Source organism: Niabella yanshanensis (genome assembly GCF_034424215.1).
Taxonomy (GTDB): domain Bacteria; phylum Bacteroidota; class Bacteroidia; order Chitinophagales; family Chitinophagaceae; genus Niabella; species Niabella yanshanensis.
Genome location: NZ_CP139960.1, coordinates 5,239,455 through 5,254,297, shown reverse-complemented (window position 1 = coordinate 5,254,297; position 14,843 = coordinate 5,239,455). Strand labels below are relative to the sequence as shown.

At 40.8% G+C, this 14,843-nt stretch carries 6 protein-coding genes; all 6 read left to right on the top strand.

Going from position 1 to position 14,843, the window contains the following annotated elements; all coding sequences use genetic code 11:
* The first annotated feature begins 7 nt into the window (after nt 1–7).
* The 6 genes from U0035_RS21685 (at nt 8) to U0035_RS21660 (ending at nt 14,769) form a co-directional block, all read left to right on the top strand.
* The gene (locus U0035_RS21685; protein ID WP_114791060.1) at nt 8–2,401 is read left to right on the top strand and encodes an ABC transporter permease; all 2,394 of its coding nucleotides are present in this window, start codon (nt 8–10) and stop codon (nt 2,399–2,401) included.
* A 169-nt stretch (nt 2,402–2,570) separates the two neighbouring features.
* A complete protein-coding gene (locus U0035_RS21680) occupies nt 2,571–4,958 on the top strand; it encodes an ABC transporter permease (RefSeq protein WP_114791059.1) in 2,388 nt (795 codons plus the stop codon).
* Nucleotides 4,959–4,973: 15 nt separating this feature from the next.
* Nucleotides 4,974–7,421: an ABC transporter permease gene (locus U0035_RS21675; protein ID WP_114791058.1), complete on the top strand. Its 2,448-nt coding sequence runs from the start codon at nt 4,974–4,976 to the stop codon at nt 7,419–7,421.
* Between the two features lie 56 nt (nt 7,422–7,477).
* Nucleotides 7,478–9,910, top strand: coding sequence for an ABC transporter permease (locus U0035_RS21670; RefSeq protein WP_114791057.1), 2,433 nt, complete (start codon nt 7,478–7,480; stop codon nt 9,908–9,910).
* A gap of 46 nt (nt 9,911–9,956) precedes the next feature.
* Nucleotides 9,957–12,356, top strand: a complete 2,400-nt coding sequence (locus U0035_RS21665) for an ABC transporter permease (protein ID WP_114791056.1) — start codon at nt 9,957–9,959, stop codon at nt 12,354–12,356.
* A 40-nt stretch (nt 12,357–12,396) separates the two neighbouring features.
* A complete protein-coding gene (locus U0035_RS21660; RefSeq protein WP_114791055.1) occupies nt 12,397–14,769 on the top strand; it encodes an ABC transporter permease in 2,373 nt (790 codons plus the stop codon).
* The last annotated feature ends 74 nt before the right edge of the window (nt 14,770–14,843 follow it).

Genomic DNA, 14,843 nt, shown 5'->3' with positions numbered 1-14,843 from the left:
GAATTATATGTTCAAAAATTACATAAAAATAGCCTGGAGAAATCTGCGAAATAATAAATGGTATAGCGCCATCAATATCATTGGACTGGGTGTTGGCCTGGCCAGTTTTGTATTGGTACTTCTTTTTTTGAACTATGAGTTAAGCTATGACAAATGGAACCCTGAACTGGACAAAATTTATAAGCTCGGACTTGAAGACAAAGATGGTATTGCCTGGAATGGTGCCACTCCTGAACCCCTGGGTCGGCTGATAACCGATAAGTATAGCAATGCTGAAGCCGCTACGCGCATAAGTGGCGCCGGAGAATACGAAATACTGGTAGGGGCCAATGATAAAAAAATATATCAAAAAGGAATTACCGAAGTAGACTCCCATTTTTTTAAAGTATTCCCCTATCAACTATCTTCGGGCAATATAAATACTGTTTTAAATGCTCCCAACGCAGCCGTAATCACAGAAGCCGTTAAGGAGAAGCTTTTTGATAACGAAGACCCGATCGGAAAAACGATCCAACTTTATGGCCGGCTGGAGGTGGTAGTAACCGGCATCATGCAATCGCCTGATCAGCCATCTGCGTTAAATATGCAGGTACTATTCCGCTCGCCTTACGAAAAATCCAACAATCACTGGCAGAATTTCTCTTATCAAACCTTTATAAAAATAAAGAAGGCTGTTACAGCTCAACAGCTAGAGTATGACATCAACAATATTTATTATACCGACCAGCAAAAAAAAGATAATCTCACCTATCAGCAATACCTGGAAAGAGATAGCAAAACGCTTGTATTCTCCGAAAAATTATCAGCGCTCCATAATTTTCCCAAAAGTGGTGGCAGTAATTTCAAAACCATAGTGATATTGCTGGTCCTGGCTTTTCTATTATTAGTTGCCGGAGCCGTAAACTTCAGCAATCTATCCATCGCCGCATCCATTAAAAGAGCCAAAGAAGTTGGTGTAAGAAAAGTTTTAGGGGGCAACAGAAGACAACTGTTCTGGCAGTTTATGGGTGAAGCCATTCTATTTTGTTCAATAAGCTTATGTATTGCGATACTGCTGGTAATAGCATTAATGCCATGGTTCAAACAGGAGTTTAATATCCAATTTTCTATTTGGGGCTCAAATATCCCTTATTTTATCTTTCAGATAGCTTTAAGTGTTACTACTGTAATTTTATTGTCAGGCCTCTACCCTTCGGTCTTCCTGTCCCGTTTTAACACGTCTAAAATATTAAAGGGCAATTATTCACAAGGCAGGTCGGGCCTGAAGCTTCGAAATTTCTTACTGGTTGTACAGTTTACGCTTTCCGCGTTCTTTGTTTTCGCTGTTATTGTTATTACCTCGCAGGTTCATTACATGCAAACAAAAGATAAAGGGTTTTCCGGTGCTCAAATAGTTCGTATTGAAGCACAGCAAGGCACGAGAGAAGAAGGGTTTGATAAAGCCCGCACTGCGCTCCTGTCTGTCCCCGGCGTTGAGCTGGTATCCAAAACAACGTTGGTACCAGGCGATGCCGAAGTGGATACAATACTAAACAACTATACCTTCAATGGGCAAACGATAAAAATGACCACGGTTAAAGTAAGTGCTGACTACTTTAAAACCATTGGAACCCCAGTATTAAAGGGCAGGGACTTTAATGACAGCTATGCGGATCAAAATACACGCAGCATTATCTTAAACGAGACCGCAGCACGACTTTGGGGCGATCAAAAAGCAATTGGCTCTTTTGTAGGAATGCCCTACTGCGACTCGGTTAAAGCTGAGGTAGTAGGCATTACAAAGGACATCAATGTGCAGGATATGGCTAACGCAGTAAGACCTGTTGCCTACTCTATTAACAATAAAGCATGCGGATATCTGTCTGGCGGAGCGCTGTTAGCGAAGCTTTCGGGTAACAACCTATCGCAAACAATCGGCAATATAGAAACCAGCTGGAAACAAATTGAACCGGATGCCCCCATCAGGTATAGCTTTCTTGATGAAAATTTCCAGAGAATATTTAACACCTATTATACCATTCAAAAAACCATCAGCTTCTTTGCGCTGGTTGCTATAATGATATCGGCAATGGGACTCTTTGCATTAACTGCCTACATCATAAAAGAGCGCACGAAGGAGATCGGCATCAGGAAGGTGCTCGGCGCCGGGGTTAGTGATGTAGTAATATTGGTGGGCAGGCTTTTCCTCCGGCTGATCATTGCCGCACTTTTGATAGCTATACCACTTAGCTGGCTGGCAGCCACCAAATGGCTGCAAACATTTGCCTACCGCATCCATCTTAACTGGCTTATGGCAGCAGCCACTATCCTCACGATTGCGGTTATTGTTTTGGTAACCATTGGAACGCAAGCGGTTAAAGCAGCGATAGCGAATCCTGTAAAAAGTTTGCGAAGTGAATGAGATCAAATAGCAGCCTTCTTAAAAAGACGATCATGTTTAAAAATTATTGCATAATGGCCTGGCGAAATTTATCAAAAAATAAGATCTCATCTGATATCAATAATAGAATATACAACAGACCGACTTCTTGCCTTACAATAAGCAGCAATACCCACTTTCAAATTAATTTATGTTCAACAATTATATAAAAAACATTTTCCGGAACCTTTGGAAGAACAAGGGGTATAGTTTCCTGAATATTTTTGGTTTAGCTATTGGCATCACCTGTGCCGGGTTTATTTTCCTGTGGGTAGAGCATGAACTCAGCTATGATCAATACCATGCTAAGAAAGACAAGCTATATGAGGTAATGACCAACCAGACTTACGGTTCTCAAACATCTACATTCAGCTCAACCCCACTACCCCTCGCGCCCGCTTTGCAGACTGAAATTCCAGGGATCTCCAATACATGCAGGATTGCTGACAAAGGAACCAAGCAATTACTAACGGTTGGCGATAAATCGATGTTTGCTTTAGGGGCCTATGCAGACGCGTCCATTTTTAGCATGTTCAGTTTCCATTTTACAGAAGGCAATGCTAAAACGGCTTTCCTGCAACCCCACTCTTTAGTAGTTACGCAGGGAACTGCTGAAAAGTTTTTTGGTAGTTCTAAAAATGTGGTTGGCAAAACGATCAGGGTAAACAATAGTACTGAATACGCGGTATCGGGAGTTATAAAAAATATACCTTTAACATCTACTATAGGCTTCGATTGGGTAGCGCCATTTGCGGTTTGGTATCAGCTCAATCAATCCCTGGCTGAAGCCTGGGGCAACAATTGCTTACAAACTTTTGTGGAGTTAAAAGAGGGAATAACCACCGCATCAATCAATAAATCGATCAGCAATATCATCAAAAAAAGAGAACCTGAAGCCACCGTAGTTCCTATACTATGGTCTATGAATGACTGGCATCTGAAAAGTGAATTTAAAAACGGCGTGCAAACCGGTGGCGGCAAAGTCGAATATGTGCGTATGTTTTCGATCATTGCCTGGATCATATTGATTATAGCCTGTATCAATTTTATGAACCTGTCTACTGCACAAAGCGAAAAAAGGGCAAGGGAAGTGGGTGTAAGAAAAGTGCTGGGCGCCGGCAAACGAAAACTGATTCTTCAATTTATTGGGGAAGCCCTGTTCATGTCCTTCCTGTCGGCATTTATGGCGGTTCTGCTTATGGCGTTATTACTGCCCGCTTTTAATTTACTGGTACAAACCAATCTCGTACTCAGCGTTACTAACCCGGTTCACCTTATTGTCATTGTGTCAATTGCCTTTATTTGTGGGCTTATCGCAGGTAGCTATCCCTCTTTTTATCTTTCTTCTTTCAATCCTGTATCCGTTTTAAAAGGATTACAGATTAAAACCGGCAGCGCTGCTTTTATCAGGAAAGGCCTGGTGGTATTACAGTTTAGTATTTCTATTATACTGATCGTAAGTACGGTTATCATCTTCCGGCAAATACAACATGTGAAAAGCCGTAATCTGGGATTTAATAAAAACAACCTGGTACAGATAGACATGAACGATGAAATAAGAAAGAACTATGCGGCTATCCGGCAAAATCTTTTAAACAGCAATATTATTGAACATATTGGACTGGCAGATTACAATAACTTATATGGAGGTAACAATACAGGGGGCTTAGCCTGGAGTGGCAAACCTGATAACGATAAAACGTTGATCTCAACCCGGGGTATAAACCCGGAGTTCTTCGATGCTTACGGTATGCAATTGCTATCAGGGAAAAACCTCGTAACAACAGATAGCGCTCAAACACAAAACCCCAATATCATCATTACCCGTTCTTTGGAAAAAATGATCGGTAATGGTACCGCCGTGGGTAAAAAATTGTATTGGGAAGGAAATGCCGGCGGGGACCAGTTTACTATAGTTGGAGTAGTGAATGATTACATCTATGGTGATATGTATGCCCAACCGGATCCGGTAGTATTTTATTGCTCTAACATGAACAGTATGACCAATATGTATTTAAGGTTAAAGCCCGGTGTTAATGTAGAACAGGCTATCTCCCGATTAACAGCAGCTATAAAACAATATACGCCGTCCTATCCCGTCTCCAATCATTTTGTAGATGAACAGTTTAATCGAATGTTCCAGAACGAACAATTAATAAGCACTTTATCTAAAATCTTTGCCGTTTTGGCTATACTTATATCCTGCATGGGTTTGTTTGGCCTTTCCGCCTACACGGCAGAAAAGCGGACCAAAGAAATCGGCATACGAAAGGTATTGGGCGCCAGCATTACGGGCATCACACAGCTTCTTTCAAAAGAGTTCCTGTTCTTAGTGGCTATTTCCTGCTTAATTGCTTTTCCAATAGCCTGGCTGCTGATGAAGCAGTGGCTGCAAAATTATCCATACCGGACAGAAGTCGATGCCTGGATCTTCCTGGTTGCCGGAGGCCTTGCGATGTTGCTAAGCCTGATAACAGTAAGCTTTCAATCTGTTAAAGCAGCCATAGCCAATCCGGTAAATAGTTTACGAAACGAATAATTCAATACCCTGGTTATGTTTAAAAATTATATTAAAACTGCATTCAGAAGTTTAAGCCGGAACAGCAACTATACTATAATCAATATAGCAGGACTCGCAGTTGGCATCGGGGTTTGCATGATCATTTTTATTGTGATATCCTATCACACCAGCTTTGATCATTTTCATACAAAAAAAGACCGCATTTATCGCGTGTTAACGGAATACCATCACACAGGTGATGCAAATATCAGCTATGGAAAAGATGTTCCTTTCCCCTTGCCTGAGGCTTTAAAAAAGAAGTTTTCTCAAATAGAAGAAATGGCACCCATTTTCGCAAGCCACGATGACCAGCTATTGGTACCGGCGGCCGGTGATAAGGAGCGACGCATATTTAAAGAACCTACAGGTGTATTCTTTACCAATGCTTCATTCTTTAAAATTTTCGATTTTCCATTACTTGCCGGATCGTATGAAACACTAAGAGATCCTAATAATGTTTTGCTGACAAAGGAAATAGCCGAAAAATATTTTGGCAATTGGAAAGCAGCTCTTGGCCAGACTATCGAACTTGAAACAGGCGGCTACCTGTTCGAACACGGCAAGGACAAGCTAAAAGTTTCAGGCATCCTGGCAGACATACCGGCCAATACCGACTTCCAGATGAAAATTGTGGTGTCGTATGGGACAGGATTTACCGGGAGCCTGATCGCTAAAAACACCAATTGGGAAGACCGTACCAATACAGGGTTTGGTTGTTTTATTATGTTGCAGCCCGGGGTTTCAACCAACCACTTCAACGGGCAACTACTTGCTTATACAACAAAGGTTCAATCGCCGGAAAACAAAGACAATTACCGCATCCAGCCATTGGAAGCTGTTCATTACGATGCACAGGCGGGTAATTACAGCAATAAGACCATCAGCCCTGAAATGCTGAATGTTTTATGGTTGATTGCTGGATTTATTTTGTTGATAGCCTGTGTAAATTTTATCAACCTTTCTACGGCACAAGCAGTTACCCGTGCAAAAGAAGTGGGTGTAAGAAAGGTTATGGGAGGGAACAGCGCGCAATTACGAACCCAGTTTATAGTGGAAGCCTTTTTAATCGTCAGCATCGCGGTGGTACTTGCAATAATAACCGTGGCCCTCGCCCTGCCCTATCTAAACCGGTTCCTCCCGATTTCAGTTTCGTCTGGTGTTTTATCCAATAAGACTATTCTCCTGTTTCCTGTTGCTATAACCTTTATTGTAACTGCGCTTGCAGGGTTTTATCCATCTATTGTTCTATCCCGCTTCAATCCCATTCATGCTTTAAAAAGTAAACTAATCACTAACACAACAAAAGGCATTTCATTAAGAAGAGGCCTGGTTGTATTACAGTTTGTTATTGCCCAGGCATTGATCATAGGCACGTTGGTGATTGCAAAGCAAATGAATTACTTTATGGCCCGTCCCCTTGGGTTTGATAAAGATGCCATCATCAATGTACCCTTCAGGGTGGATAGTCTCCGGATCAGCCGGCTGAATTATTTAAGGGATCAATTATTACAGGTAAAAGGTGTGACAGCAGTAAGCTTTAGTTCTGCTACGCCTGTTGAAGAAGCCAATAATACCTGGAGCACTTTTAAATTTGATAACGCTATTAAGGAAACGGGCTTTAAAATAATTACCAAATTTGCCGACACCGGGTATATACCCACTTATAAGCTACACCTGGTTGCCGGAAGAAACCTACAGCCTTCAAATTTGACCAGGGAGTTCCTGGTCAACGAATTGCTGGTGAAAAAACTGGGATTTAAAAACCCTGAAGATATATTAGGAAAAGAAATAAGCATTTGGAACGGTGTGATCAAATGCCCGGTTGTGGGCGTGTTACAAGACTTTAACAACCGCTCTTTTCGTTATGAAACAGCCCCCGAACTTATTGCCACAAACGTTACCATGTACAGCGTTGCCGGCATTAAACTGGAAACTGGAAACATAGCAGCTACATTAGCCCCGGTGAAAGCAATATGGGAGCAAACATTTCCCGGCTTTGTTTATGAATACAAATTTTTAGACGATAAGATCGGGGGTTTTTATAAACAGGAAATGCAGTTGAGTCAGTTTTATAAAATATTTTCCGCGCTTGCTATTTTTCTCGGCTGCTTAGGCCTGTACGGTTTGGCCTCTTTTATGACCGCTCAAAGAAGAAAGGAAGTAGGTATCCGCAAAGTTCTCGGGGCCTCGGCAGGCAGTATTATTTATTTGTTTTCGAAAGAATTTATCTTATTAGTGATAGCTGCATTTGCTATTGCGGCACCGCTTGCCTGGTACTATATGCATCACTGGCTACAGGATTACGCTTACAGGGTAGAAATAAGCTGGTGGTTATTTCTTTTGGGCGGAGCCGCTGTTACTTTTATTGCAATGGGCACGCTTGGCTTTCAGGCAATAAAAGCGGCGAGAGCCAACCCTGTAAAAAGTTTAAGAACAGAATAATACTCGATATAAAATCGTTGACACAAAGTGTCAATATCAAATCATCAACCGGCAATATGTTTAAAAACTATATAAAAATAGCCTGGCGTAATATAGCAAAACGTAAGGCAAACACCGCAATAAGCACACTTGGCCTGGCCGTAGCTTTTACCTGCTGTACTTTCTTGTTTTTGACTACCGCTTATGAATTTTCATTTGACCGGTTTCATGACAATAAAGATCAAATATTCAAAGTATACAATAACTACAGTAGTCCCGTTAACAACGAAGGAATTACCCGTAGCGCCGCCATGAGTATACCCGTTACGCCCATGCTTAAAAATGAAGTGCCGGGCATTGAAAAAGTAACACGCATTTTAAATGGGGAAAACGGCGCCATGTATCAAAATAAAGAACAAAGCCTGCAGGTAAATTATGTAGATGATGATTTCTTCGGCATTTTTTCATTTCCGGTAATTGCAGGCAACCGCCATACGCCTCTGGGCAGTGTAGGCAATGTTGTATTAAGTGAGTATGCCGCAAAAAAATTGTTGGGCAATGAAAATCCTATTGATAAAATTATAAAAGTTAAAATCGGGGGAGGCTGGAAAGATCTTTCCATATCTGCTATTGTAAAAGACTTTCCTCAAAACTCATCCATTACATTCGACGTATTAGTCCGTTCAGAGCTAAATCCTGCCTATCCGGCAGATAAAAATAACTGGAACCATCAGGATCATAGTGTGTATATTAAAATCAAACCCCGCGTAACGAGGGAGGTGGTAGAAAATGAAATCAAACCACTTGTTAAAAAGTATAGAGCTGCAGATATTGATGAAATGAAGAAATTGGGCGTAAAGCCTGATAAAAACGGTGATGTTTATACTCTAAAACTTTTGCCACTTTCCGAAATACATTTCGACACCCAAATAGGAACAGGACCTGTAATGGCAAAAAGCTATTTGTATACATTAGTTCTTGTCGGCCTGTTTATACTACTAATAGCCGCGTTCAACTTCATTAATTTAAATATAGCCCAGGCCTTCACCCGCATTAAAGAGGTAGGCGTACGTAAGAGCATCGGAGCAGGCACCCGCCAAATTTTTTTGCAGGTTTGGGGTGAAAGCTTTCTTGTTTGCCTCCTGGCGGTTATTATCGGCATAACCGCATTGGCGATCTTAATCAAACCGTTCAACCAACTGCTGGGACAAAACATATCACTGCGCCATTTATATCAGCCCGCCACGCTGCTATATATTATTCTGATGGTATTCCTGGTCTCGCTTTTTGCAGGAGGATACCCGGCACTGCTTGTATCAAAGCTAAACACGGTACAAATTTTAAAAGGAACGGTTTCAGTGAAGCGTCCCGGCATACTAAGAAACCTATTAATTGTTGTTCAATTTTCTTTGGCCGTTTTGTTAATGGTATGCGGGCTTACCGTGTTCCGGCAATTTGAATTTATGCGTTCTATGCCTTTAGGATATAACCAGGCAGCTGTAATCACCGTTCCGATTGAACATCCCGAAAATGGTAAACATATTGTTGACGAACTGCGTCGAAGACTATCATCGCAGACGGCGGTTATTAGTGTCACAGGAAGCGATATTAATTTTGGTTTAGGTAAAGACGGAAGCACTTCAACATCTTCTATTGGTTTTAAACTTCATGATAACCTGGTTCGTACTAACCTGCTTACCGTAGATTATGATTTTTTAAAAACAATGGGAATAAAATTAAAAGCAGGGCGGGATTTTGATAAAAGTTTTGGCAGTGATACCTTAAGAAACGTAATTATAAACGAAAGCATGGCCAATAAGCTGGGGATGAAAGATCCAGTCGGGTTTTCTTATATAACCGATAGTTCAGAGCCTCGCTCCGTAGTTATTGGAGTGGTTCCCGATTTTCACTTATACTCTCCCCATAAAAAAACCGCTCCCCTTTCAATATACATGGCCGGCAATAATGACTTCCTCAGTTATGCCTTAATAAATGTGAATACTCCAAATCCATCCCAAATAATGGATCTGATAAAAAAAGAATTTAAACAGCTTGAGCCCAATAATGATTTTAATGGAAGTTTTATTACCGAAAATGTAGACAGGTGGTTTAAAAAGGAAAAACGCTTCTCCAGGGTTCTCGCCATTGCTACGGGTCTGGCTATTTTTCTTTCCTGCCTCGGTTTGTTTGCTATGACCGCCTTATTGGTCAATCAACGGGTTAAAGAAATAGGGGTTCGAAAAGTGTTAGGCGCTTCCGTGCAAAACCTAACTGCCTTACTATCCAAAGACTTTTTGTTTTTAATAGTAACAGGAGTGATAATAGCGATCCCCCTTGCGCTTATGTTCCTGCAAAGCTGGCTGTCTGATTTTCCATATCGTGTAACTATTGGATGGCAGGCTTTTGCTTTAAGTGGAGCAGCAGCATTAGTTGTTGCGATAGCTACCATTAGTTTACATACCATAAAAGCAGCCCTTGCCAACCCTGTAAAAAGCCTCAGAACGGAATAGAAGGGAATGTAAAATCTTAAACTAAAAATATTAAATACTAAATATCATGTTCAGGAACTATATAAAAATAGCGTGGAGGAATATTGTAAAGAGCAGGTTTTACACCGCTATTACTGTTATAGGCCTGGCTACCGGTATTGCATTTACATTGATTATTGCGGCCTATGTATGGGGAGAGCTACAGGTAAACCGAAATTTAAAAAATATAGCGCAACAATATGTTATCCAAAGCAGATGGAAAAACCCAGGCGAAGGGTTCGAAATTGCAACGCTTGGACCACTGGCAAAAACCCTGAAAGAAGATTATCCCAGTCTTGTAAAAAACTATTACCGGTTTGATGGTATTACATCAAACATTTATAAGAAGGATAAAAGCTTCAGGGAGAGTATCCAGATTGGCGACAGCACTTTATTGAATATGTATGGCTTCAGGCTCATAGCTGGCGATGCATCGACAGCTCTTACGCAACCTTTTACTATTGTTATAACAGAGCCGGCTGCTCAAAAATATTTTGGCAAAACAAATATTGTCGGTCAGACACTAACCCTGGAAAACTTCTCCGGCGCCAAACATGATTTCCAGATTACCGGTGTGCTCAACAGGTATGCTAAAAACTCCGTGACACAACTCTCAGAAGATTATCCAAGTGATTTTTTTATATCCAACGATAACCTTGATTTTTTTAACAGGGAGATGAGCTGGCAAAACCCTTCAATTGCTAATTATATTGAGCTGCAGCATGGCGTGTCTGCAAAAGATCTTGAACAGCCCATTGCTCAAATTATGAAAAGGGATGCACCGACTAAATTCCAGGAAGATCTTACCCCCTATCTTGTACCTCTGAAAACTTATTACCTCGATCAAAATAATGGAGTTGTAAGAAAAATGATATATGCCCTGTCAGCAGTAGCATTATTTATACTAGGGATGGCTGTTATCAACTTCATTAATATGTCGGTAAGCCGCTCTTCGGCAAGAATGAAGGAAATTGGCATCAGGAAAGTGCTGGGCGGCATAAAAAAACAACTGGTCATCCAGTTTCTTACCGAATCAGTCATCATTGTATTGCTGGCTACAGTAGCGGCTTTTACAGTATACCTGCTCACAAAAAGCTTCTTTAGCAACCTGCTTGGCAAAAACATCCCTTCCCTTAGCGACTTCCCGGTTTATTATATTCTATACCCCATACTATTCATTTTTTTTGTAGGCATGGGAGCCGGTCTTTACCCCGCTTTTGTACTCGCATCCTTAAAATCGGTTGAATCACTAAAAGGAAAATCAGGCTCGGTAAAAGACAATGTGTTATTACGTAAAGGCCTTGTGGTTTTTCAGTTTATTACAGCAACGGTTGCTTTTGTCGGAGCTATTGTCATTTCCAAACAGGTTAACTTCTTCCTGAGCAAAAAGCTGGGGTATAACAAAGATTATATTATATCTGCTCAGGTGCCAAGAGACTGGTCGCAGGCAGGGGTGGATAAAATGATAGCAACAAGAAACCAGTTTAAAATGCTGCCGGGGATCAAAGATGTATCCTTGTCTTATGAGGTTCCGGACGGAAATAATGCCGGGCAAGCGTATATCTACCGGCAGGGCACAGATACTGCCAAAGCCTTACCCATGCAATTCCTTAGCTCCGATGAGCAGTTTATTAACCTGTACCAGATTTCCTTAACAGGCGGAACCGGTTTCCTGGGCAACAGACTTGACTCGGGTAAAATTATTATGAATGAAACAGCTATTCGGTCTCTGGGATTTAATACTTCGGAAGATGCCTTGGGCCAACAGGTAAGATTTTTAGGCGATCCCACCATTTTTGAAATTACCGGCATTACCAATGACTTTCATTTTGGCTCAATGCAACAAAAAGTGCAACCTGTTATTATAGCCAACGTGCAGTTTTCGCAAATATACCGGTACCTGTCGTTTAAACTGGCTCCCGGGAACCTGTCTTCTGATATTGATGTATTACAAAAAAAGTGGTCGACATTACTGGGTAAAGCTCCCTTTGAGTATAAATTCATGGACGACACCTTAGCCAATTTATATAAATCGGAAATACAATTAAAGAAGGCGGCGTATGTAGCTACAATATTGGCATTGATTATTGTGCTACTTGGAGTCATAGGGCTGATATCACTAAGCATCAGGCATCGCACAAAAGAAATCGGGATAAGGAAAGTGCTGGGCTCGTCGGTTACAGGCATTCTGATTCTCTTTATCAGGGATTTCCTGGTGATCGTATTGATTGGCGGACTGATCGCCTGCCCCGTAGCTTATCTTATCATGAGCAATTGGCTAGAGGATTACGCGTACCGGATAACCCTCACATCAACACCCTTTATCATTTCCGTAACATGCCTGGCATTTGTCACCATCGCAATAATCGGCTTACAAAGCATAAAAACAGCGTTAACAAACCCCGTAAAAAGCTTAAGAACGGAGTAAAACGAAATGCCACGAATACAAAATTTTTAATAATAATTATATGTTCCGCAGTTATATGAAAATAGCCTGGAGAAATATACTTAGCTCTATAGGATATAGTATATTGAATGTAACAGGGCTTTCTATAGGAATGTGTGTAACACTATTAATCGGTTTGTGGGTACACCAGCAATACTCTTTTGACAGGTTCCTGCCGGAATATCAATCTGTTTATCGCGTGCAAAGAAACTTTAATAGCAATGGCGATACGCTTACTTTTCCTACCACATCGCTAAAGCTAGCCGATGCCTTACGTACCCAAATTCCGGAAGTACAATACGTAGCTGAAAGCGATTGGACACGGAATCATGTGTTACTTGTTGGCACAAAAAAGTTGTATGTGAACGGCGCCACTGCGGGTGCAGATATTTTTAAAATCCTGCAACATCCGTTTATCAAAGGAAATGCTGATGCTGCCTTTAAAAATGCTTATTCAATAGTATTGACTCAATCACTGGCAAAATCACTTTTTGGCAATGAAGATGCAGCGATAAATAAAACCATCCGTTTCGATAATGCACACGATCTTACAGTAACAGGTATTATTAAAAATGTGCCGTCAAATGCCACGTTTACTTTTGATTATATAGTCCCGAGCTCTTTCGTATATGCTACTAACCCACAAATAAAGATAGATGGCCTGAGTAGTTTCAGCAATAATAATCTCCAAATATTTGTGAAGTTAAAGCCGGGTGTTTCTTATGAACAGGTTGCACCCAAAATCAGGAATATAGAGCATGCTGAAAAAGGCAATATCAATGCGTTGAATTCTTATGTAATTCTGCAACGGATGGATCGATGGCACCTGTACTCAAATTATATTAACGGTAAAGACACCGCAGGTTTTTTGAGCTATGTGAAAATGTTTTCGATTATAGGTTTGCTGGTTTTAATCATAGCCTGCATCAATTTCGTTAATCTGACAACAGCACGTTCCGATAAAAGAGCGAAAGAAGTGGGCGTAAGAAAAGCGGTCGGCTCTCAAAAAAAGCATCTTGTTATTCAATTTCTGACGGAGTCGTTTCTGCTGACAACAACCGCCTTTGTTTTTGCTTTTCTTTTTACATTGTTATTATTACCCGTATTCAACACCTTTACCCAAAGCCATATCAGTGTACCGGCCGGCAGTTTTTATTTCTGGCTGGCTGTTACAGGATGCCTGTTTTTAATCACTTTGCTTGCGGGTAGCAGGCCTGCATTTCATCTTTCATCATTTAATCCTGTCAAGGTATTAAAAGGCTTTTCCCCAACAGGCCAATCTTCTTTTCCAAGAAAACTGCTGGTTATTATACAGTTCAGTTGCTCTGTTGCGCTGATCATTAGCACCCTTATCATTTATAAACAAATTCAATACGCAAAAAACAGACCGAGTGGTTATAGTTTAAACAGGCTGATGTCAACTAACATAAACGATGATCTGCAAAAAAATTTCACTGCTTTAAAGAACGAGCTACTATCAAAGGGAATTGCTTCATCGGTTTCAACCGCAACCAGCCCGGCAACTGATGTTTGGTGGCATTCTGACATTGACTACTGGCCTGGTAAAAACGCAGGTGAAACGATTGAGATGGGCACTATACTGGTGTCTGAAGATTATTTTAAAACAGTTGGAATGAATATGCATGAAGGGAGGGAATTTTCAAATGCTTACGATAGTACAAGCGTAATATTTAATGAAACGGCGATTCAACGGCTACGATTAAAAAATCCTGTGGGACAAAAGATAACCTGGCAGGAAAAAAATTATACCATCGCCGGCATTGTAAAAGATGCCTTAATGGTATCTCCGTTTAAGAAAGCAGATCCCACGATGTTTTTTTGCGTAGCAGGGCCCCAGGGAAATTTGTTATACCGGTTATCTGCTAACAAAGAAACGCAGCATTCCATTGTACAGCTAACTGCAATTTTTAATAAATACGCCCCGGCTTACCCCTATGAGTATGCTTTTTCCGACCAGCAATATGCAACCAAGTTTAACCTCGAACAATTAATAGGAAAGTTAGCCGCCCTATTCGCCTCGCTCTCTGTTTTCATTTCCTGCCTTGGTTTGTTTGGCTTAGCTGCTTATGTTGCAGAGCAGCGAAGAAAGGAAATAGGCATCAGAAAAGTTCTCGGAGCATCTGTACGCCAGGTATGGATATTATTATCGAAATACTTTTTGCTACTGGTGCTGATCAGCTGTTTAATTGCTACTCCGGTTTCCTTTTATTTTTTACATAAATGGCTACTGAATTATGATTATCGCATTAGTATCGGAGCCAGCGTTTTTGTATTAAGTGCGCTATTGTCTTTATTAATAACCTTTGTAACAGTTTCATTTCAATCCATCAAAGCCGCCATAGCTAATCCTGTTAAGAGCTTGAGAACTGAATGAGGTACAATCTACAATAAAGAATTAAACATACTTAGATAAAAATCGATCAGCATCAACTGGTCTTATTAAAAATT

Coding starts and splice junctions, on each gene's coding strand:
- U0035_RS21685 (WP_114791060.1), top strand. CDS start 8: ATGTTCAAAAATTACATAAAAATAGCCTGGAGAAATCTGCGAAATAAT.
- U0035_RS21680 (WP_114791059.1), top strand. CDS start 2,571: ATGTTCAACAATTATATAAAAAACATTTTCCGGAACCTTTGGAAGAAC.
- U0035_RS21675 (WP_114791058.1), top strand. CDS start 4,974: ATGTTTAAAAATTATATTAAAACTGCATTCAGAAGTTTAAGCCGGAAC.
- U0035_RS21670 (WP_114791057.1), top strand. CDS start 7,478: ATGTTTAAAAACTATATAAAAATAGCCTGGCGTAATATAGCAAAACGT.
- U0035_RS21665 (WP_114791056.1), top strand. CDS start 9,957: ATGTTCAGGAACTATATAAAAATAGCGTGGAGGAATATTGTAAAGAGC.
- U0035_RS21660 (WP_114791055.1), top strand. CDS start 12,397: ATGTTCCGCAGTTATATGAAAATAGCCTGGAGAAATATACTTAGCTCT.